Raw genomic sequence first — 19,302 nt, 5'->3', positions numbered from 1 at the left:
GAGAATCACCTCCAGCCCAAAACGCCCCGGAGGCCCTCCCGGCACGGGCCTGCGCGTGCGGGAACCGCCGTCATTCTGCCACCTTGGCGGGACATGCCGTTCCCTTTTCGCAAATGAGGAATTATTGTCGTTCTCATGCCGCATATACGGATCCGGGAGGCTGCCCAGTACCTTGCGGTCAGCGATGACACAGTGCGTCGATGGATCGATGAAGGAACCCTGTCGAGCCGCCGCTCCGCAGCCGGCATCCTCGAGGTCGACGGCGTCGACCTCGCCCGGCTGGCCCAGGCCCGGGCCGTCACGCCGGATGATCCGTCGGGGAACTCGAGCTCGGCCCGGAACCGGTTCGTCGGCCTGGTCACCAAGGTCACCACCGATACGGTGATGGCCCAGGTCGAACTCCAGTGCGGGCCCCACCGGGTGGTTTCCCTGATGAGTGCCGAAGCCGCACGGGAGCTCGGCCTCGAACCGGGAGCGGTCGCCGTCGCCGTGGTGAAGGCCACGACGGTGATCATCGAAAACCCGCAGGGGCGGCAGCGGTGACCCCCGCCCCGCGCTCCCCTGCCGCAGGATCCATTCCTGGCCCGGTGCGGGCGCGGCGCGGTCGGGGTGGTCCGGTCCTGCTCGCCTGTGCCCTTGCGCTGACCGGCTGCGGCGGCGGGGAACCGGCGGCGGGGGGCGGGGACGCGGTCACGGTGTTCGCCGCGGCGTCCCTGCGGGGAGTGTTCGAATCCCTCGCGGAGGATTTCGAGAGGGACAACCCCGGGTCGGAGGTCGTGCTGAATTTCGCCGGTTCGTCCGACCTTGCCACCCAGATCGAAGCCGGTGCCCCGGCCCATGTCTTCGCCGCCGCGGACGCCCCTCCCATGGAACGGCTCGACGACGGCGGGCTGATCGATGGCCGGCCGGTTGAGTTCGCCCGGAACCACCTCACCATCGCCGTCCCGCGGGGGAACCCTGCCGGGGTGGAGGGTTTCGCTGGCCTCGCCGGCGTTCGGCTCGTGGCCTGCGCCCCCCAGGTGCCCTGCGGAGCGGCGTCGGCGCGGATCCAGGAAGCCACCGGTGTGCGCCTGGCCCCCGTGAGTGAGGAAACCTCGGTCACGGAGGTGCTCGGGAAGGTGGTGTCCGGGGAGGCGGACGCCGGGCTCGTCTACGCGACCGACGTGCTCGCCGCGGCCGGGAAGGTTGAGGAGGTGCCCATTCCCGAGGCACCGGAGGTGCCCAACAGCTACCTGATCGGCGCCGTCGCGCCCGATGCACCGGAGGCCGCCCGGAGGTTTATCGACTCGGTCACCGGCCCCCAGGGGCAGGCGCTCCTGGAGGAAGCGGGATTCCAGCCGCCTTCGGACACGCGGTGACCGCCGTGAAATCCGTCCCGGCTCCGGCGCGGGACGCGAAGGCCCGGGCCGGGTCCCTTGGGCTGCCCCCCTGGTTGTTCCTGGTGGCCGCGCTCGGCGCACTGTTCATCCTGCTGCCCCTGGCCGCCGTGGTCGCGCGGGTCGACTGGCCGCGGTTCCCGGAGCTCGTCACCTCCGAATCCTCGCTCGCGGCGCTGAAGCTGAGCCTGGCCACCTCGGCCGCCGCCACAGCCCTGTGCATCCTGGCTGGCACGCCCATGGCGCTGGTCCTCGCCCGCAGCTCGTTCCCGGGCCAGCAGGTCCTCCGGGCGCTGGTCCTCCTGCCCCTGGTGCTGCCTCCCGTGGTCGGCGGCATCGCCCTGCTGTACACCTTCGGACGGCAGGGCCTGCTGGGGGGCACGCTCAGTGCGCTCGGGGTGGACATCGCCTTCTCGACCACCGCCGTCGTCCTGGCCCAGACGTTCGTCGCGCTGCCCTTCCTGGTGCTCAGCCTCGAGGGCGCACTGCGCAGCGCCGGCGGCAGGTACGAGGCGGTGGCGGCCACGCTCGGCGCCTCCCCCACCACCGTCCTGCGCAGGGTCACCCTCCCCCTCGTGCTGCCCGGGCTGCTCTCCGGAGCCGTGCTGTCCTTCGCGCGGGCGCTTGGCGAATTCGGGGCGACCCTCACCTTCGCCGGTTCCCTGCAGGGCGTCACCCGCACCCTGCCGCTTGAGATCTACCTCCAGCGGGAGACCGACCCGGATGCCGCCGTCGCCCTGTCCCTCGTGTTGGTCGCCGTCGCCGTCCTCGTCGTCGCCCTGGCCCACCGGTCCTCCGCCTCGGCCGCGCGTTGAGGGGGTTCACGCTCCGGGCGGCTGTCCACGCCCGCCGGTTCGACGCCGCGCTGTCCCTGCACGAGGGCGAAACCGCTGCGGTCCTCGGGCCCAACGGGGCGGGCAAGTCGACGCTTCTCGCCCTCGCGGCAGGGCTCCTGCGGGCCGACAGCGGAAGCGCCGAACTCGACGGACGGACCCTGTTCGGCCCCGGCTCCTTCACCCCGCCCCACCGCCGGGGGGTCTGCCTGCTGCCGCAGGAACCGCTGCTCTTCCCGCACCTGAGCGTCCTCGACAACGTCGCCTTCGCGCCGCGCAGCGCCGGGGAGTCCAAGGCCGCCTCCCGGGATGCGGCACGGGGGTGGCTGGCCGAAGTGGAGGCCGCCGACCTCGCCGATCAGCGGCCCGGGCAGCTCTCGGGAGGCCAGGCGCAACGCGTGGCCGTGGCCCGGGCGCTCGCCGCCCGGCCGTCGCTGCTGCTCCTCGACGAACCGCTGGCCGCGATCGATGCGTCCGCGGCGCCGGGCCTCCGGCGGATGCTGCGGCGGGTGCTGTCCGGGCGGAACGCGGTGATCGTGACGCACGACCTCCTCGATGCGCTGATCCTCGCGGACACCGTGACGGTCCTCGAGGAGGGCAGGGTGGCGGAGACCGGGCCCACCCAGGCGGTGCTCGAGCGGCCGCGCAGTTCCTTCGCGGCCGGTCTTGCGGGCCTCAACTTCGTTCCGGGCACCTCGGTGCCCGCCGGGCTCGTGGACGCCGCCGGAGGCCGGATCGAGGCGGTCTCCGCGGTCCCGCTGCCCGCGGGGGTTCCCGCCGCCGCGGTCTTCAGCCCCCGGGCGGTCTCGGTGTTCCCCGCCGCGCCGGCCGGGAGCCCCCGGAACCTCCTGAAGGTACGGGTGACCGACCTCGAGCCGCACGGGGAATTCGTCACGGTGCGGGCGGGGCACCTCAGCGCGGAGATCAGCACCACTGCAGCAGCCGAGCTGGACCTGGTTCCGGGCTCGGAGGTGTGCTTCGCCGTCAAGGCGGCGGCGGTGACCCTCTACCCGCTCTAGTTGGTCCCGTCTCCGTTGCCGCCGGTTTCGCCGCCGGTCTCGCCGGCACCGGTCTCGCCGCCGGTTTCGCTGCCGGTTTCGCCGGCACCGCGGCGGTCGAGTTCGCCGTCCAGCTCGCGGTGACGGGCATCCGTCTCCGGGTGCGCTCCGCCCTCCTCGACATACTCAAGATCGAGCTGGCGGGTCACCTTGCTGTTGAGGACCTCGACATCTTCGTCCTTCAATTCTTCGAGGTCCTCGGGGAACTCCTCATCGGGCGAAATTCTGGTCCGATCTGCCACTGGCCTGGTTCTCCTTACGCGGACTTCGTGCGTGGTGCATGAAAGGCCGATCATACGCAGAAAAGGAATCAGCAACACTCAGGGCCCTTAGCAACCGGCAGGGGGCCGATTCGTCAGCGCTCCCGGGTGCCGAGGCGGTCGAGGACGGCCTTGGGCACGTACCCGGAGATATCCCCTCCCAGGGCGGAAACTTCCTTCAACAACGTCGATGAGAGGTGCAGGTAGGAGCTCTCGCCGGGCAGGTAGACGGTCTCGACACCGGTGAGCTGCCGGTTCATCGTCGCCATCGGCAGTTCGTAGTCGAGGTCGTGGCTCGAGCGCAGGCCCTTGATGATCGCAGCGGCGCCGCGGCTGCGGCAGAACTCGGCCAGCAGTCCAGATCCCATGAATTCGACGGTGGCGCCGGGAAGGTGGGCGAGCGCCTCGCTGGTGATCTCCAACCGCTCCTCGAGCGTGAAGCGGTACTTCTTGGCGTAGTTGGTCGAGACCGCCACCACCACCTCGTCAAAAAGACCGGTCGCACGCGTGATCACCTCAACGTGACCGTTGTGGATGGGGTCGAAGGATCCGGGGCAGACGGCTCGGCGCATCCTCCTAAACTACCCACCCCAAACACCCGGGACGGGAACCCGCCACGCTGAAGCGGTAATACTTGTCCGTATGAGGTCCTCCTTTCCCTCCCCCGGCCCGAGCCCGCAGCCGCCCGCAGAACCCTGGCAGCGCACGGCGCTCGGCGCCAACCTCCTGGGTCCCGGCGGCGCCCTGGGCATCACCATCTTCGAGGAGATAACCGCCCTGGCCGCCGCGCACGCGGCGGTCAACCTCGGGCAGGGGTATCCCGACGAGGACGGCCCGCCGGAGGTCCTCGAAGCGGCCCGCGCGGCGATCGCCGCCGGGGCCAACCAGTACGCGCCAGGACGCGGTGTCCCCGAACTGCGCGCCGCCATCGCCTCCCACCAGGAGCGGTTCTACGGGCTCACGCCCGATCCGGAGGCCGGCGTCCTGGTCACGACCGGCGCCACCGAGGCAATAGCCGCCGCCGTCCTGGCCTTCGCCGGGCCGGGTGACGAGGTCCTGACCTTCGAACCGTTCTACGACTCCTACGGAGCGGTGATCGGCCTCTCCGGAGCCCGCCACACCACCGCACCGCTCCGGGCGCCGGGCTTCCAACCCGACCTGGACGCCCTCGAGGCAGCGATGAGCAGCCGGACGAAGATCCTGCTGCTGAACAACCCCCACAATCCCACGGGTGCGGTCTTCGGCAGGGAGGCGCTCACCCGGATCGTCGAACTCGCCGTCCGGCACGACGTGCTGCTGGTGACCGATGAGGTGTATGAGCACCTGGTCTTCGGCGGCCCGCACATTCCGGTCGCGACCCTGCCCGGGGCCGCCGGGCGGACGCTCACCATCTCCTCGGCGGGCAAGACCTTCTCCGTCACCGGGTGGAAGGTCGGCTGGCTGACCGGCCCCCCGGAGCTGGTCGCCCGGGTGCGGACGGTGAAATCCTTCCTGACCTACAGTTCCGGGATGCCTTTCCAGGGCGCGGTCGCCCGGGGCCTCGGCCTGCCGGATTCCTACTTCTCGGGGATCGCCGACACCCTGCGGCGGAAGAGGGACCTGCTCTCCTCCGGGCTGGCGGCGGCAGGGTTCGCCGTGCACGCATCCCAGGGCACCTACTTCGTGCTCGCCGACTGTGCCCCGCTCGGAGTGGAGGACGCGACCGGACTGGCCCGGCGCCTGCCGGAGTTGGTGGGGGTCGCGGCGATACCCGTGCCCGTGTTCTGCCACCCCGAGGGAGCCCACCGCACCCGGTCGCTGCTCCGCTTTGCGTTCTGCAAGAAGGTGGAGCTCCTCGAAGACGCCATCGAGCGCCTTGCCTCCCTCCCGGGCAGGCTGTGAGCGCCTCGGTGCCCACCCGGTGGCTGCGCGGGGTGGGGGCGCACGCGGAGATCGACGAGGATGCCTTCCTCGACGGCGCCTACATCCTGAGCATCGGCGGAGCACAGCAGTCCCATGTCAACCTCGCCCACCCCGGGCAGGTGTTCTATGAATACCTGCGCCGGATCGCCAACGTCATCGATGCAGTGCGTCCCCCCGGCGACCCCGTCCGGGTGCTCCATCTTGGGGCCGGCGCGCTGACCCTCGTGCGCTACGTCCAGGCGACCCGGCCGGGGTCGGTGCAGACAGCGGTGGAGCTGGAGCGCGAACTCCTCGACTTCGTCCTCGACCACCTCCCCCTCCCGGACGGGACACAATGCCGTTTCATCCTTGATGACGCCGCGGCGGCCCTCGACGGGCTGCCCGACGGCGGATTCGACGTGATCGTGCTCGACGTCTTCGCCGGAGCGGACGCACCGGAACACCTCACCGTGGCGCCGTTCTACCGGCGGCTCCTTGGGCTCACCGCGCCAGGCGGCGTCGTCCTGGTCAACGTGGGCGACGACCCACCGCTTGCCTTCGCACGGGGCCAGGCGCGCATCCTCGCGGAGGAGGCGCGAGGGGTCGCCGCCCTCGGTGAGACGGCGATGTTCACCGGCCGGCACCCCGGCAACATCGTCCTTGCGGCGCTCAACGAACCCTGGCCCGCGGACTGGACCGACCGGCTGATTTCGGCGGGACCGCATCCCGCCGCCGTCCTGGCCGGCCCCGACTTCGATGGGTTCGCCTTGGGGACCGGCGGCTGAGAAGTCCTACCCGGTGACCGGCCCACCGCGCGCGCGTCCGTTGCCCTGCGTTAATGGCCAGAAGTGTCCGGAGATGGTTTGATGGGTCAAGCGGTCCACCCGCTGCCATCGTGCCCTGGCCCCCGAAGAACGGGAAAGTGGTCGTGATGGATCGTCAATCGGTGTCTTCACGGTTTACAGCCGGAAGTCCGGGTGAAGGAAATTACCTATATGAATGAAGCAACCGCCAATGAGTCAAGCCGCTTGGCACCCGAGGAAAGCTTTCCGGAAGACCTCACCCTCCTCGACAGCAACGAAGTAGCGGTCCTCAACAGCAAGGTCCACAGGGCCATCGACTCCGACTACATCCGGTACGGCCTCCCCGATCCCGAGTCGCAGGCCCGCCTTGCCGAACTGACCGAGGAACTGGACCGCAGGGACGACAAGACGGTTGCCGGGACTGCCCCGCTCACAGGGGACCAGGCCGCCCGCCAGTAGCAGCACCTCCGGATCCACTCCGGGAGACCGACATCAGGGTCAAGCAGCGGCTCCGATGTCACCCCGGACCCCATCGGCAGGAAATCCCCGGCACAACGCCGGACACCAGCAGCGGGCATGCGACGGTGACCACCAACCCGAAGCGCCCCTCCAGCATCTTTCCAGCCCCTTCGCCGCGGAAGTCCGGCGAATTCCTCCCTGTGTCCCATCCGCGGACCCCGCCACGGCGAATACAGGTCGTCCACCCGCCGCGAGACCCGGGTGGACACCCTTAAGATTGATGTGGAGAAACGGCCGGACGTCCGATCGTCTCCGCCACCGGCGCCACAGCTTCGCGGACAGGCTTGCACAGAAAAAAGCTTCACCCGGAACAGCTCCGCCCCGGGACGCCACGAGGAGACGAGGAGACGAAAGTGCGCGCACCCGCCGCCTCCCGCTTCGTCCGATCCTCCCTCGTCGCCGCCCTCATCGTGCTGGTGAGCGTCGGCTCCCACCTGCTCGGTGGAGGCTCGCTCCCCGCACCCGCGATCCTGCTCCTTCTCGCAGCCCTTGTCCTTGCGGCCGTCACTTCCGTCTCGGGACGCGCCTTGTCCTTCCCGGCCCTGGCCGGAGTCCTGCTCACGGGGGAACTGGCCCTTCACTCCGCACTCACGGCCCTGACGGGCACTCCGGCCTGCGGCGGCGCGATTCCGGCGCAGCACCATACACCGGCAGCGGTTGGCTGCCAGCCGCTGGGCGGACAACTGGCGGAGTCAGCCGATCCCGGCAGCACCGCCATGGTCCTCGCGCACGCCTGCGCGGCCGCCCTCCTCGCGCTCCTCATCGTGAAAGGCGAAGCGGCGCTCGAACTCCTCGCGGCATGGCTGCGCCCGCTGGCAGGAGCGCCCGAACCGACCGCCGTCGTGCCCCCGCGCGACCCTGGGACGGTCGCCGCGCAGTTCCAGCCCCGCCTCCGGCGGCGGGACGCGGCCGTGCCGCCCCTGCGCGGGCCGCCGTCCCGGGTCGCGCCGACTCCACTGCCTGCCTGAAGGACGGATGGAGCCGCGCCCACGCCTGCGTCCTCCAATTTCCGCCGGAGAACCCTCCGGCTCCCGAAAGGCACACCATGACAACTTCATCCTTTTTCCAGCGCGCCCTCTGCACCGGCACGGCAACCGCCGGACTGATGGTCCTCGGCGCCGGGGCCGCCCTGGCCCACGTGAGCGTTTCCCCCACCACCACCACCGAAGGCGGATACTCCCAGCTCACCTTCAGCGTCCCGAACGAGTCCGAAACGGCCGGCACCAATAAGCTCGAGGTGACGCTGCCCGCGGAAACCCCCTTCACCTCGGTCCGGGTCAAGCCGCTCGAGGGCTGGACGGCCGAGGTGGTGCGCGGCGCACTGCCGGAGCCGGTCACGGCCGACGACGGCGTCACCCTCACCGAGGCTCCGCTCTCGATCATCTGGACGGCCGAGGAGGGCGCGGAAATCTCCCAGGATGAGTACCAGACGTTCTCCATCTCGGTGGGCAAGCTTCCCGAGGCGGGGACGCTCGTGAACCTTGCGGCAACCCAGACCTACACCGACGGCACGGTCCGGGCGTGGGACGAGCCTGCTGCGGTGGGGGAAGCAGAGCCGGAAAGCCCTGCCCCGGCCTTCACGACAACGCCCGCGGAGGAAGGCTCCGGCCACGGGACGGCCCACTCCGCCGGCAAGGGCAGCGGCGAGGGCTCCGCGGACGCCGACCTCGAACCGGCCGCTGCCTCCGAGCCGTCGGGCTCCTCGGCGGGATCGGCTGCCGGGTGGGCCGGACTCACCGCAGGACTCCTCGGTCTGGCTGCCGGCGTCACGGCCCTCCTGCGCACCCGCCGAAGGGCCTAGGTCCCCGTAGCCGGGCACCCGCAGTGCATCCGGGAGCACCAGAAGGTGCTGCCGGATGCACTGTCAGGCCGGTTCCAGGTACCACAGGCGGGTGCCGCCGTACTTCTTTTCCGCGAACTGCTCCAACCCGTCAGGCCACTGCGGTTCCGGGGAGCGCGCCGAACGCTCGAGCACGACGACGGCCCCCGGCGCCAGGTGGGGCACGAGGTTCTTCAGGATGGCCTCGAGCGAGGATTCCTCAAGCCGGTACGGCGGGTCGAGGAAAACAAGATCCCAGGTGAGGTCGTCCGCTGCCCGGTCGAGAAAGGTTTCAACCTTCGTGCGGTGCACGCGGACGGCGGTCCACCCGAGCACCCTATTGACGTGATCGGCGTTCCGCTGGGCCACCGTGGCCGGCTTCTCGGCGGATTCGACGAGGTCCACGGTGGCCGCTCCCCTGCTGGCGCTCTCGACGCCAAGGGCACCGGAACCGGCGAAGAGGTCGAGCACGTGGGCACCGTGGATGGCGTTGTACGCATCGAGCCGCGAAAAGAGCGCCTCCTTCACCCGGTCCGTCGTGGGCCGGGTACCGTTTCCGGGAACGTCCGAGAGGGTGGTGCCGCCGGCGGCTCCGGCAATAATGCGCGTCATGCTTTCACTCTAACCGCGTTCCAGGAAGGCTTCCTTCTCGGGGTTGAGGTACAGCTCGATGGCGGAAGCCAGGCCGGGGTACTCGGTCAGGTCCGGGTCGGCCAGCACGACCTCCTGGGCGTCCGCCCGGGCCTTCTCGATTAGGGCAGCGTGCTGGATCACCTTGAGGAACCGCAGGGCGGAATGACCGCCGGACTGCGAGGCGCCGAGGATATTGCCTTCGCGCCGAAGCTCGAGGTCCTTCTGGGAGAGCTCGAAGCCGTCGGTGGTCGAGGCGACGGCGGCAAGGCGCTCCCGACTCGGGTGGTCCGGTTCAAGCCGGGTGACGAGCAGGCAGGTGCCGGCGTGGCCCCCGCGCCCGACGCGGCCGCGCAGCTGGTGGAGCTGGGAGATGCCGAAACGGTCGGCATCCATGATGACCATCAGCGTCGCGTTGGGTACGTCGACGCCCACTTCGATGACGGTCGTGGCCACGAGCAGTTGAAGGGTCCCGTCGTTGAACCGCCCCATGACGTCGGCCTTGTCGACCGGGTCCATGCGCCCGTGCAGCATGCCGATGGAGACCCCGCGCAGCTGTGGCGCCTCCTGGAGGGATTCGAAGAGCTCCGTGACGCTGGTGAGGTCCGAGGCCGGAGCGGACGTACCCGCCGGCTGGTAGAGCTCAAGGGCCGTCGGATCGTCCTCCTGGCCTCCCGTGTCTCCGATCTTGGAGCAGACGACGTAGACCTGCCGCCCGGCCTCGATCTCCTCGCGGGCGCGTGACCAGATCCGGTCGATCCATGCTGGGTGCTCCGCCAGGCCAACCTCGTGGGTGGTGATTGGGGACCGGCCCGCCGGCAGCTCCGAGAGCGTCGAGACCTCGAGGTCGCCGAAGACCGTCATGGCGACGGTGCGCGGAATCGGCGTGGCTGTCATGACGAGGACGTGCGGCGAGGCGGAGGCCTTCGAGCGCAGTGAGTCGCGTTGCTCCACCCCGAAGCGGTGCTGTTCGTCCACGACGATCAGGCCCAGGTCAAAGAACTGGACGTTCTCGGACAGGAGGGCATGGGTGCCGATGATGATGCCTGCCTCGCCCGAGGCGGCCTCCAGCATTGCCCGCCGCCGCTGCGCCGTGGGAAGGGATCCGGTGAGCAGGACGACGCGGGTGCCGTCCGCGGCGCCGCCGAGCATCCCGCCCTCGGCGAGGGGGCCGAGCGTCCGGGTGATCGACTGGAAGTGCTGGGCGGCGAGGACCTCGGTGGGGGCGAGCAACGCGGCCTGCCCGCCGGCATCGATGACCTGGAGCATGGCCCGCAGCGCCACCAGGGTCTTGCCGGAGCCCACCTCGCCCTGCAGGAGCCGGTTCATCGGGTGGTCGCGGGCGAGCTCCGCCGCAAGGGTGGCCCCGACGTCCTGCTGCCCCCGGGTGAGGGTGAAGGGAAGCCGTGCATCGAACTGATCGAGCAGGCCGCCGGCCTGCGGCGGGCGTGAGGTCGCTTCCTCCCGGGCGGTCAGGGCCCGACGGCGCACGAGAGCGGATTGGAGGACGAACGCCTCCTGGTAGCGGAAGCGGTGCTGGGCGCGGTAGGCGTCCTCCAGGACCGTGGGCCGGTGGATCAGCTCATAGGCCTGGGGCAGTGTCATGAGCTTCTCCCGGCGGGCGATGGCCTCGGGCACCGGGTCGTTGAGCTGTTCGCTGTCGAAGGTGTCGAGGATCGTCCCCACTGCCAGTGCGATCCGTTCGCTGCTGACCTTGTCGGCGGCGGGGTAGACGGGGATCGGCTGGTTGATGTAGTCCGGGTCATCGTCGTCCTCAAGCAGGACGTACCGCGGGTTCGTGAGGGTGAGCTTGCTGCGGTACACCGTCACCTTGCCGGAGAACATCGCCCGGACGCCCGGACGCAGTTCCTTCTCCGCCTTGTACCCGTTGAAGTAGGTGAGGTTCATCCCGCCCAGGCGGCCGTCGGCGTCGTCGGTGATCACGACCTCGAGCAGCATCCCCTTGCGCGTGTGCATCCTGCGGGAGTTCGCCGACTGCACCCGGGCGATGAGGGTGACCTCCTCGTCGACCGGCACCTCGGCGATGGGGGTCAGTTCACCGCGCTTCAGGTAGTTGCGGGGAAAGTGGTTGAGCAGCTGTCCCACGGTGAAGAGGTTGAGATGTTTTGCCAGCAGCTTGGCCGGCGAACCGAGCCGACGATCCAGCGGAACATCGAGTTCCGCCTGCACCCTACTGTCCATGGCCCTCAAGGACCGGAGTCGCCCCCGCGGCCGTTGCATCGACCGGGGAGGAGAGCTGGGTGAGCGACACGTTGTCGGGGGTTCCGGCCTCGTGGATCAGCTTGAGCGCGGGTTCGGGGTCGACGACGTGGACGTGGACGCGCCAGCGGTAGCCCTCCTCGACCTCGGTGACGGCGCTCATGATGACCGAGTCGCCAAGTTCGTCAAGGTGAAGGCGGAGCGTGGCGGCGTCGAGCGGGCTGAGGTTGATGGTGAACATGATCTCCACCCCGTCGGCATCGGATCCGGTATGGATGTGCGGTGCCTGGATGTCGTAGCCGTGCAGTCCGTCGAGCAGCTCGTCCTGCAGCTCTTCGCCGAGGGACGCGGCGCGCAGTGCGTCGAGGATCAGCAGGAAACCGACCCCTCCGGCATCGACGACCCGCGCCTCGGTGAGCGCCCCGAGCTGGCTTTCGGTGTCGACGACGGCTTCGAGCGCGCACTCGACGGCGGACTGCAGCGTGAGGGCCAGCGCGTTGTTGCTCTCGTCGGTCTCGTGGGAGCCCGCGGTTTCGGCCGCACCGCGGGCGGCGGCCTCAAGCACGGAGAGCATTGTTCCCGGCACCGGGTCGCTGAGGGCTGACCAGCTGCGGATCTGCGCCCGGTGCAGCGCGGCGGCGAGCAGGCGGGAGGTGAGCCGGGTCGTTCCCTTCAGAGGCTCGGCGATGGCGCTGAGGAAGACGGCGATGAGGGTACCCGAGTTGCCGCGGGCATCCTCCATGGCGGCGCGGCTGGCGATGGCCAGCAGCTCACCGAGGTCGGTGGTCTCCGCGTCGTGGGCGGCACGGGCCGCGGCACGGACGGTGAGGTACAGGTTGGTGCCCGTGTCTCCGTCGGCGACCGGGAAGATGTTGATGGCGTTGAGACGGTCGCTGTGGTTGCCGAGGGATTCTTCGGCGTTGCTTAACCATCGCTTCATCGCTGTCGCGTTCGCGGTGATCTTAGTGTGCAAAGTGATCCCATCCGATCGAAGCCGGAGCCTGCGACCCAACCGTCACATGGGGCGTCCCTGCCGATATCGAGCCTACCGCAGTAAAACCATAAGGGAGCGTGATTTCCGGCGCGAAGGCCGCGAGCAGGCCGTGATCTTCCCCGCCGCCCAGCACCCAATCGAGTGGGTCGATCCCCAGCAGCACACCGGCGCTCCGGAGGGGCCCGGCGAGCTCCCGCAGGGCTTCCGGGTCGAGGTCGATGGCGACGGCGCTGGCCCGGGCGATCCGGCCGGCGTCGCGGATAAGGCCGTCGGAGAGGTCGAGCATGGCCCGGGCACCTGCCCGGGCGGCTTCGGGGCCCGCCTCCAACGGCGGCTCCGGCCGGCACTGGATGGCGATGAGCCCGAGTTCCTCCTCCCCCAGTTCCTCGAGGGCAATCCCGGCTTCCAGGAGGGCGAGGCCGGCCGCAGCGCGGCCTGTGGTCCCCGCGAGCGCGACGACGTCGCCGGGGCGTGCGCCGGACCGCAGCACCGGGGCGCGTCCCTCGAGGGTTCCGGTGACGGCGGCCGTCACCACGATTTCGGCTCCGCCGCCCAGGTCGCCCCCGACGACGCCGCAGCCGGTGGCCCCCAGGTGCTCGATCGCGTCGGTCAGTCCGTCGGCGAGGGCCTCGACCCAGCCGACCGCCGTGCTCCTGGGCAGGGTGAGGCTGACGACCAGGGAGGTGGCCCGGGCACCCATCGCGTTGATGTCGCTGAGGTTCTGGGCGGCGCACTTCCAGCCGACGTCGTACCCGGTCGTCTCGAACCCGTTGTCCCGCTGCAGGCGGAAGTCCTTGTCCTGGACCAGGGTGTCGATGGAGATCACCGCACGTCCATCGGGGGCATTCAGGACCGCCGCATCATCCCCCGGGCCGACCAGGGCCGACTCCGAGCGGGCAAGGCGCGGGAAGATGCGCTCGAGCAGCGTTGATTCGCTTAGGTCTCCGACGGTAAGTGGCACGATTCCACCGTAACGGGTGGGAGTGACGTTCCCGCAGTCCCTGCCTGACGGTGCGGCGGTTGAATTCAGGCCGGTGGCCCAGCCCGAGTCAGTCCGGCGGGGGCGGTGGGTGCGGCGGCACGCCGTCACCGGAGCTCCCGTGGCTACTGGGGCGCCCCTGAAAAGAGTGGGAGGGACCCCAGCGAATCCTCGCTTAACGCATCGGCCACCTGGGCGATGCCGGCTTCATCCTTGACCACGATCGACTGCCCATCCGCAGAGGTGCCCGTTCCCAGGGTTGGAAGCGTTGAGAACTGCACATCTCCTGAGCGGACGTTCCGCAGCGACACGGCGAGGCCGCCGACGGCCGCCGCATCGAGGTTTTCGTCGACACTGAGGTACGGGGAGATCCTTGAGACGACGTCTGCCACCTTTCCGGGATTGGTCAGGGTGTCGGCACTGAGGACCTTACCAAGCACGGCCTTCACGAACGCCTGCTGGTTCCTGACGCGCTGGTAATCGCCGTCCGAAAAGGCATACCGCTCGCGGACGAACTTGAGGGCGGATTCCCCCTGCAGCGTGACCGGTCCCTGAGCAAAAAACTCACTGTCTTCGCCGCTTGTCTGGAATGCCGCAGCATTGTCCACCTCAACGCCGCCCAGCGCGTCGGTGAGGCCCTTGAATCCTTCAAAGTCGATCATCGCTACATGGTCGATTGGAGCATCAACGAGGGTCTCGACCGTCTGGACCACCAGCGGCACTCCCCCAAGTGCAATCGCCGAGTTGATCTTGTTTTCGCCGTGGCCAGGGATTTCGGTCCAGGTGTCGCGGAGAATCGACATCACGAAGATGTCGTTCCGGTCCGCGGGAATGTGCATCAGCATCATCGTGTCGGAGCGGCCATCCGAGGCTGTTTCGTTCGGAACCTCAGCCTCGGCACGCGAATCGCTGCCGAGGAGCAGGATATTGAGGGAGCCCTCCGCTGATGGCTCGAGTGATGGCCGCTCCCCGCTGGGAAAAGCGGCCTCAATGGTGTCGCTCTTGGAATTGAAGGTATGTGCGAGGTTGAAGAGGTATCCGCCGGCCACAATCGCAGCGACCACCACCAGGCCAACCACGACCAGCATGGTGACCCGGAGCGGGTGCTTCTTCTTGGGCCGCTCCTGCAGGACACCGTGCTCGTACCCATCGTTGTACTCGGACATGCAACACCCCTCATCTTCAGGATCAGCCCCCATGCTAACCGTTGCGGGAGTGATGGATGCGCCTGCCGTGACTGACTGGCGAGAACCTTACCGGGTGGATACCGGCGGATGTGCGGTGACCGCAGTCCTCACTGTGCGCCGCGGGAGAGGTATTCCTTGAGCCGGTCCCCAGCGGTCGCGGGAACGAACCCGGTCGACCGGAGCTTCGACAGGTCGAGGGTGCTCAGGCCCGGACGGGGTGCTGCTTCCTTGTCCTTGAAGTATTCGGCCGTACTGATGCCGGTCACCGCTTCCCTCTCGTGGCCCGTGAGCTCATAGACGTCCGCCGCGATGTCGGCCCAGCTCCGCGCGTCACCCTCATTCGTGAGGTTGTAGGTCCCGTAGGGAGCGCTCGAGCCCAGAAGGTGCAGGATGCCGGCGGCCAGGTCCTCCGTGAAGGTGAGGCGTCCGGTTTGGTCGTTCACAACCGACGGGCGCACGCCCCGGCCCGCCAGGGAAGCCATGGTGCGGACGAAGTTGTTTCCCTCGCCGATGACCCAGCTGGTGCGCACGATGTAGTGCCGGGGAACTGCCGCAACGAGGGCATCTCCGGCGGCCTTGGTCTGGCCGTACACGCCGAGCGGGCTGAAGGCTTCGTCCTCGGTGTGGTTGTCCTTCGTGCCGTCGAAGACGTAGTCGCTGGAAATGTGGACAAGGGTGAGGTGGTGCTGGGCGGCGATGCGGGCAATCGCGCCCACACCGGTCACATTGGCGGCCCAGGCCGCGACGCGCCCCTCGGGAGTCTCGGCGGTATCCACGGCGGTATAGGCCGCGGCGTTGATGATCGCTGAGTAAGAGTTCCATGGGCGCTTATCCATCGCCGCGGGGTCGGCGAGGTCAAGCTCCGCACGGGTGGCGAATTCGAATCCGGGGTCGTCCCCCACTGCTGCCTGCAGGGCTTTGCCCAACTGGCCGCCCGCACCGATTACGAGGACCTTCTTGGGCCGGAGGGGTGTGACGGCGCCGAGCCGCGGGTGGTCCCTGTCCTTCTGGGAGAGCTCGGCCTGCTCAAGCGGGATGGGCCACGGAACAGCGGCAGTCTCATCGGCGAGGTTCAGGAAGACATACTGGTCCTGGGCCTCCGCCGACCAGTGGTCATTGACGAGATAGGTGTAGGCGGTGTTGTCTTCGAGGGTCTGGAAGGCGTTTCCCACCCCCCGGGGCACGAAGATCGCCCGTGAGGGGTCGAGTTCAGCGGTGAAGACCGCACCGAAGGTTGGGCCTTCGCGCAGATCCACCCAGGCACCAAACACCCGTCCGGTCGCCACGGAAATGAACTTGTCCCACGGCTCGGCATGGATCCCGCGGGTGGTTCCCGCACTCTCATTGAACGAGATGTTGTTCTGGATTGGCGCGAAGTCGGGCAGCCCGGCCGCAACCATCTTTTCCCGCTGCCAGTTCTCCTTGAACCAGCCCCGGTTGTCCCCATGCACGGGCAGGTCGAACATGACGACGCCGGGGATCGGGGTTTCAATGGCCGCCAGCGCCTTCGAGAACTCGACGCTCACAGTGCGGCCTGGCCCTGCTCGAGGTATTTCGCCTCGGCAGCGGCCTTCTGCGGACGCCACCACTGCTCGTTGTCCCGGTACCATTCGATGGTCTCGGCAAGGCCCTGCTCAAAGTGGTGGAACTCCGGCGTCCAACCCAGTTCGGTGCGCAGCTTGGTCGAGTCGATGGCGTACCGCAGGTCGTGGCCGGGCCGATCGACCACCTGGTCATACGCATCGGCGGGCTCACCCATCGAGGTGAGGATCAACTCCACGACTTCCTTGTTGTTGCGTTCTCCGTCGGCGCCGATCAGGTAGGTCTGGCCGATCTCGCCCTTGTTGAGGATCGTCCACACCGCTGATGAGTGATCGTTGGCATGGATCCAATCACGCACGTTCTGGCCGGCTCCATAGAGCTTGGGCCGGACGCCGTCGATCACGTTGGTGATCTGGCGGGGAATGAACTTCTCGACGTGCTGATACGGGCCGTAGTTGTTCGAGCAGTTGCTGATGGTCGCCTGGACGCCGAATGACCGGACCCACGCGCGCACCAGGAGGTCGGAGCCCGCCTTGGTGGAGGAGTAGGGGCTCGAAGGGTTGTAGGGGGTGCTCTCCGTGAACCGGGCGGGGTCGTCCAGTTCAAGGTCGCCATAGACCTCGTCGGTGCTGATGTGGTGGAAGCGCTTCCCGTGCCGTCGGACCGCCTCAAGGAGGGTGTAGGTGCCGATGATGTTCGTGTCGAGGAACGGACGGGGATCGTGCAGCGAATTGTCGTTGTGCGACTCGGCGGCGAAGTGGACGATCGCGTCGGCGGCGGCGGTGAGCGAGTCCACGAGGGCGGCATCGGTGATATCGCCCTCGACAAACTGGAAACGGCCGGAAGGCAGGTCGTTCAGTGAGGCCCTGTTGCCCGCATACGTGAGCTTGTCGAGGACTGTGACGCTGGCATCGGTGTGCTGCATCAAATAGTGGACGAAATTGGATCCGATAAAGCCGGCGCCGCCGGTGACCATTATGTTCTTCACCTTGGAAAGATTACCGTCCATTCCTCCTGAAGCCGCGGTGGCGGGATCCCGGCGTGGTCCGACGGCGGGGCGGTCCGCCCGGTGCTAGGACCCCGCCCGGCGTCGTCGCACTCCAAGAACGATCGTCGCAGCCGCTGCGAGGAGCACGAGCGCTCCCACCCCCCACACCAGGGGTGTGCGCGAAGAGGCGAGGTCCGCTTCGACGGCCTCGGCCGAGGCGGACGACGTTGGTGCGCTGGTCGGTGACGGCGTCGGGGTCGCCGACGGCGCCTCGACCGGCGGGGCGGGCGACGTCGCCGGTGCGGGTGTGGGCGTCGCGGTCGGCGTCGGCGTCGCGGTCGGCTCCGGAGCCGCAGGGTTCTGGTTGACTTCGATGACCTTGCCGGTGGCCCAGTCGTACACCATGGTCGTGTAGATCAACGATTCCGGAAGAAGCAGATACCCTGTGTCCGGTTCAATCAGGTATCCGGTCGGCGGGTGGATCAGATAGCCCGTGTAGCCGTCGATGGCGAAACCGGTCGCGGGGTCGATGGCCGGTGACGGGTTCGGTGAGGGCACCGGCGGGGCCGGCTCGTGGAACTGCCCGTCGGGCGGCGGCTGCTGCTGTGAAGTGGCCGAGGCCTGCATCCCCGCTCCCGTCGCCAGCAGTCCGAGCGTGAGGGCTACCGCCGCTGAATGCCGCATAACTGATTTTGAGACCATCTGTCTTTCCTGATCGCTTGGACGGGCCGGCCGCTGCCACACCGGTACCGGTGGCGCCGTCCGCCCCTGAACGAAGCCTACTGCTCCGGAGCTGCAGGCCCGGGCCGCCGTGCCGCGTGTCGGTGAAGGAGCTACTAGGGTTGAAGCATGCCTTCTCTTATCCGGTTCCTGCGCAGTGCCGTGCCGCTGGCGGCAGTGCTCGTGGGAACGGCCGCCTGCGCGCCCGTCGTCGACGTCGATCCCGCCGCGGACGCCCAGAATCCCGCATGCGCCGAGGTGATGGTCGCCCTTCCACCCGACGTGGCCGAGCACTCCCAGCGCGAAACCAACAGCCAGGCGACCTCGGCCTGGGGGGATCCGTCGAAGGTCGTGCTGCGCTGCGGCGTCGAGGTGCCCGGGCCGACGACCGATGCATGCGTCTCCGTGAATGACATCGACTGGGTACTCAGTGAGGGCGAGAGCGCCTGGACGGCCACCACCTACGGACGCGAGCCGGCCGTCGAGGTGCTTTTCGACCCCGAGCAGGTTGCTTCAAGCACTGTCCTGGTACAGCTTGGTGACCCCGTCTCGAAGATCGACCAGACTCGCAAGTGCATCAGCATCTCCGACCAACTCGACCTGCCGGACGCCGGCTGACCCTACGGAGCCTTATGAACGCCGAACAGCTGACCGAGCCGTGCACCTACCACGGTGAGGGACCCTACTGGGACGACCGGAGCGGGTCGCTGTTGTTCGTCGACATGCTCGAGGGCGACGTACTGGTGCGGAGCGCCGATGGTGCGCTGGCGCGGCATTCCGTCGATGCGAAGGTTGCCGCCGCGATCCGCGGACGTGAATCGGGCGGGTATGTTCTCGGCGTGGAGAAGGGTTTTGCCTTCGCGGACGCGGACTTCGCGCAGGTCACCCCCGGCCCGGCGGCCTTTGAGGACTCCGCCGTCCGGATGAACGAAGGTGGGTGCGATCCTCGAGGACGTTTCCTTTGCGGCTCAATGGCCTGGAATTCGGACTTCGGGGCGGGCACGCTGTTCAGCCTCGACACGGACCTCTCCGTGTCGACGGTGCTCAGGGGGGTCACCACCTCCAACGGGCTCCACTGGAATCCGACAGGTGACACCGCCTTCTACACCGACACGCCAACCCAGCGGATCGATGCACTGGACTATGACCTCGAGACGGGACGGATCACTGGGAGGCGTACCTTCGTCGAGGTTGACCCCGGCCTGGGCGCTCCGGACGGCATGGCGATCGACGAAGACGGCGGGCTATGGGTGGCCCTCTACGGGGGCTCAGCTGTCGCCCACTTCGATTCCGGCGGAGTCCTGCGCGGAACGGTTGAGGTGGCCGCGTCCCAGGTTACGGCGTGCGCGTTCGGTGGGGCGGATCTCGGCACCCTATACATCACGACGTCGCGCCAAGGCCTGGAGGCGGGGGCGGAGCCTGCCGCCGGTGCGCTCTTCGTGGTGAAGCCGGGCGTGCGCGGCGCGCGGCTGCCTCGATTCTCCGGCTAGGAA

At 68.6% G+C, this 19,302-nt stretch carries 21 protein-coding genes; 11 read left to right on the top strand and 10 right to left on the bottom strand.

Going from position 1 to position 19,302, the window contains the following annotated elements; genetic code table 11:
* The first annotated feature begins 135 nt into the window (after positions 1-135).
* The 4 genes from ACX80W_RS12700 to ACX80W_RS12685 are packed head-to-tail and all read left to right on the top strand — an operon-like array spanning position 136 to position 3,228.
* Complete coding sequence (locus ACX80W_RS12700) at positions 136-543, top strand: TOBE domain-containing protein (RefSeq protein ID WP_459283818.1); 408 nt, start codon at positions 136-138, stop codon at positions 541-543.
* Positions 540-1,358 carry a molybdate ABC transporter substrate-binding protein gene (gene modA / locus ACX80W_RS12695; protein WP_459283816.1) on the top strand — a complete coding sequence of 273 codons (819 nt, stop codon included), beginning with the start codon at positions 540-542 and terminating at the stop codon, positions 1,356-1,358. Before ACX80W_RS12700 ends, modA begins: the two co-directional genes overlap by 4 nt.
* 5 nt (positions 1,359-1,363) lie before the next feature.
* On the top strand, positions 1,364-2,191 hold the full coding sequence (locus tag ACX80W_RS12690; RefSeq protein ID WP_459283877.1) for an ABC transporter permease: 828 nt from the start codon (positions 1,364-1,366) through the stop codon (positions 2,189-2,191).
* Positions 2,188-3,228, top strand: a complete 1,041-nt coding sequence (locus tag ACX80W_RS12685) for a sulfate/molybdate ABC transporter ATP-binding protein (protein ID WP_459283814.1) — start codon at positions 2,188-2,190, stop codon at positions 3,226-3,228. Before ACX80W_RS12690 ends, ACX80W_RS12685 begins: the two co-directional genes overlap by 4 nt.
* On the opposite strand, the gene ACX80W_RS12680 is transcribed toward ACX80W_RS12685, so the two are convergent.
* Both ACX80W_RS12680 and coaD read right to left on the bottom strand, forming a co-directional pair.
* Positions 3,225-3,509 carry a hypothetical protein gene (locus tag ACX80W_RS12680; RefSeq protein ID WP_459283812.1) on the bottom strand — a complete coding sequence of 95 codons (285 nt, stop codon included), beginning with the start codon at positions 3,507-3,509 and terminating at the stop codon, positions 3,225-3,227. The two genes, ACX80W_RS12685 and ACX80W_RS12680, sit on opposite strands and share 4 nt — an antisense overlap.
* A 113-nt stretch (positions 3,510-3,622) precedes the next feature.
* On the bottom strand, positions 3,623-4,099 hold the full coding sequence (coaD, locus tag ACX80W_RS12675; protein WP_459283810.1) for a pantetheine-phosphate adenylyltransferase: 477 nt from the start codon (positions 4,097-4,099) through the stop codon (positions 3,623-3,625).
* 70 nt (positions 4,100-4,169) lie between these two features.
* On the opposite strand from coaD, the gene ACX80W_RS12670 reads away from it, so the two are divergent.
* The 5 genes from ACX80W_RS12670 (at position 4,170) to ACX80W_RS12650 (ending at position 8,531) form a co-directional block, all read left to right on the top strand.
* Positions 4,170-5,408, top strand: coding sequence for an aminotransferase class I/II-fold pyridoxal phosphate-dependent enzyme (locus ACX80W_RS12670; protein WP_459283808.1), 1,239 nt, complete (start codon positions 4,170-4,172; stop codon positions 5,406-5,408).
* Positions 5,405-6,193 (top strand): spermidine synthase, encoded by a 789-nt coding sequence (locus ACX80W_RS12665; protein WP_459283806.1) that lies wholly within the window; start codon positions 5,405-5,407, stop codon positions 6,191-6,193. The genes ACX80W_RS12670 and ACX80W_RS12665 overlap by 4 nt, the downstream gene beginning before the upstream one ends.
* A gap of 210 nt (positions 6,194-6,403) precedes the next feature.
* On the top strand, positions 6,404-6,670 hold the full coding sequence (locus ACX80W_RS12660) for a hypothetical protein (RefSeq protein WP_459283804.1): 267 nt from the start codon (positions 6,404-6,406) through the stop codon (positions 6,668-6,670).
* Positions 6,671-7,083: 413 nt separating this feature from the next.
* Entirely contained in the window at positions 7,084-7,698 is a 615-nt protein-coding gene (locus ACX80W_RS12655; protein ID WP_459283802.1) for a hypothetical protein, read from the top strand.
* Positions 7,699-7,775: 77 nt separating this feature from the next.
* On the top strand, positions 7,776-8,531 hold the full coding sequence (locus ACX80W_RS12650; protein ID WP_459283800.1) for a YcnI family copper-binding membrane protein: 756 nt from the start codon (positions 7,776-7,778) through the stop codon (positions 8,529-8,531).
* 63 nt (positions 8,532-8,594) lie between these two features.
* On the opposite strand, the gene rsmD is transcribed toward ACX80W_RS12650, so the two are convergent.
* The 8 genes from rsmD to ACX80W_RS12610 form a co-directional block, all read right to left on the bottom strand.
* Positions 8,595-9,161, bottom strand: a complete 567-nt coding sequence (gene rsmD / locus ACX80W_RS12645; protein ID WP_459283798.1) for a 16S rRNA (guanine(966)-N(2))-methyltransferase RsmD — start codon at positions 9,159-9,161, stop codon at positions 8,595-8,597.
* A gap of 9 nt (positions 9,162-9,170) precedes the next feature.
* The gene (locus tag ACX80W_RS12640) at positions 9,171-11,381 is read right to left on the bottom strand and encodes an ATP-dependent DNA helicase RecG (protein ID WP_459283796.1); all 2,211 of its coding nucleotides are present in this window, start codon (positions 11,379-11,381) and stop codon (positions 9,171-9,173) included.
* Complete coding sequence (locus ACX80W_RS12635) at positions 11,371-12,339, bottom strand: DAK2 domain-containing protein (RefSeq protein ID WP_459283794.1); 969 nt, start codon at positions 12,337-12,339, stop codon at positions 11,371-11,373. Before ACX80W_RS12635 ends, ACX80W_RS12640 begins: the two co-directional genes overlap by 11 nt.
* A gap of 22 nt (positions 12,340-12,361) precedes the next feature.
* Positions 12,362-13,354 (bottom strand): thiamine-phosphate kinase, encoded by a 993-nt coding sequence (locus tag ACX80W_RS12630; protein ID WP_459283793.1) that lies wholly within the window; start codon positions 13,352-13,354, stop codon positions 12,362-12,364.
* Between the two features lie 143 nt (positions 13,355-13,497).
* Complete coding sequence (locus tag ACX80W_RS12625; protein WP_459283791.1) at positions 13,498-14,538, bottom strand: LCP family protein; 1,041 nt, start codon at positions 14,536-14,538, stop codon at positions 13,498-13,500.
* 128 nt (positions 14,539-14,666) lie between these two features.
* On the bottom strand, positions 14,667-16,085 hold the full coding sequence (locus ACX80W_RS12620) for a sugar nucleotide-binding protein (protein WP_459283789.1): 1,419 nt from the start codon (positions 16,083-16,085) through the stop codon (positions 14,667-14,669).
* Positions 16,082-17,110 (bottom strand): dTDP-glucose 4,6-dehydratase, encoded by a 1,029-nt coding sequence (rfbB, locus tag ACX80W_RS12615; RefSeq protein WP_459283787.1) that lies wholly within the window; start codon positions 17,108-17,110, stop codon positions 16,082-16,084. The genes ACX80W_RS12620 and rfbB overlap by 4 nt, the downstream gene beginning before the upstream one ends.
* A gap of 63 nt (positions 17,111-17,173) precedes the next feature.
* On the bottom strand, positions 17,174-17,773 hold the full coding sequence (locus ACX80W_RS12610) for a hypothetical protein (RefSeq protein ID WP_459283786.1): 600 nt from the start codon (positions 17,771-17,773) through the stop codon (positions 17,174-17,176).
* A 165-nt stretch (positions 17,774-17,938) separates the two neighbouring features.
* Between ACX80W_RS12610 and ACX80W_RS12605 the strand changes: the two genes are divergently transcribed.
* On the top strand, positions 17,939-18,427 hold the full coding sequence (locus tag ACX80W_RS12605; RefSeq protein WP_459283784.1) for a DUF3515 domain-containing protein: 489 nt from the start codon (positions 17,939-17,941) through the stop codon (positions 18,425-18,427).
* Positions 18,428-18,441: 14 nt separating this feature from the next.
* Positions 18,442-19,299 carry an SMP-30/gluconolactonase/LRE family protein gene (locus ACX80W_RS12600; RefSeq protein WP_459283782.1) on the top strand — a complete coding sequence of 286 codons (858 nt, stop codon included), beginning with the start codon at positions 18,442-18,444 and terminating at the stop codon, positions 19,297-19,299.
* Positions 19,300-19,302 lie beyond the last annotated feature (3 nt).

The organism is Arthrobacter melezitosi, assembly GCF_054511055.1.
This window is presented reverse-complemented; position numbering and strand designations above follow the sequence as displayed.

Excerpts from the sequence above, each read along its gene's own strand:
- ACX80W_RS12700 (WP_459283818.1), top strand. The coding sequence starts at position 136 with ATGCCGCATATACGGATCCGGGAGGCTGCCCAGTACCTTGCGGTCAGC.
- coaD (WP_459283810.1), bottom strand. The coding sequence starts at position 4,099 with ATGCGCCGAGCCGTCTGCCCCGGATCCTTCGACCCCATCCACAACGGT.
- ACX80W_RS12670 (WP_459283808.1), top strand. The coding sequence starts at position 4,170 with ATGAGGTCCTCCTTTCCCTCCCCCGGCCCGAGCCCGCAGCCGCCCGCA.
- ACX80W_RS12660 (WP_459283804.1), top strand. The coding sequence starts at position 6,404 with ATGAATGAAGCAACCGCCAATGAGTCAAGCCGCTTGGCACCCGAGGAA.
- ACX80W_RS12650 (WP_459283800.1), top strand. The coding sequence starts at position 7,776 with ATGACAACTTCATCCTTTTTCCAGCGCGCCCTCTGCACCGGCACGGCA.
- rsmD (WP_459283798.1), bottom strand. The coding sequence starts at position 9,161 with ATGACGCGCATTATTGCCGGAGCCGCCGGCGGCACCACCCTCTCGGAC.
- ACX80W_RS12640 (WP_459283796.1), bottom strand. The coding sequence starts at position 11,381 with ATGGACAGTAGGGTGCAGGCGGAACTCGATGTTCCGCTGGATCGTCGG.
- ACX80W_RS12635 (WP_459283794.1), bottom strand. The coding sequence starts at position 12,339 with ATGAAGCGATGGTTAAGCAACGCCGAAGAATCCCTCGGCAACCACAGC.
- ACX80W_RS12625 (WP_459283791.1), bottom strand. The coding sequence starts at position 14,538 with ATGTCCGAGTACAACGATGGGTACGAGCACGGTGTCCTGCAGGAGCGG.
- rfbB (WP_459283787.1), bottom strand. The coding sequence starts at position 17,110 with ATGGACGGTAATCTTTCCAAGGTGAAGAACATAATGGTCACCGGCGGC.
- ACX80W_RS12610 (WP_459283786.1), bottom strand. The coding sequence starts at position 17,773 with ATGCGGCATTCAGCGGCGGTAGCCCTCACGCTCGGACTGCTGGCGACG.
- ACX80W_RS12605 (WP_459283784.1), top strand. The coding sequence starts at position 17,939 with ATGCCTTCTCTTATCCGGTTCCTGCGCAGTGCCGTGCCGCTGGCGGCA.
- ACX80W_RS12600 (WP_459283782.1), top strand. The coding sequence starts at position 18,442 with ATGAACGCCGAACAGCTGACCGAGCCGTGCACCTACCACGGTGAGGGA.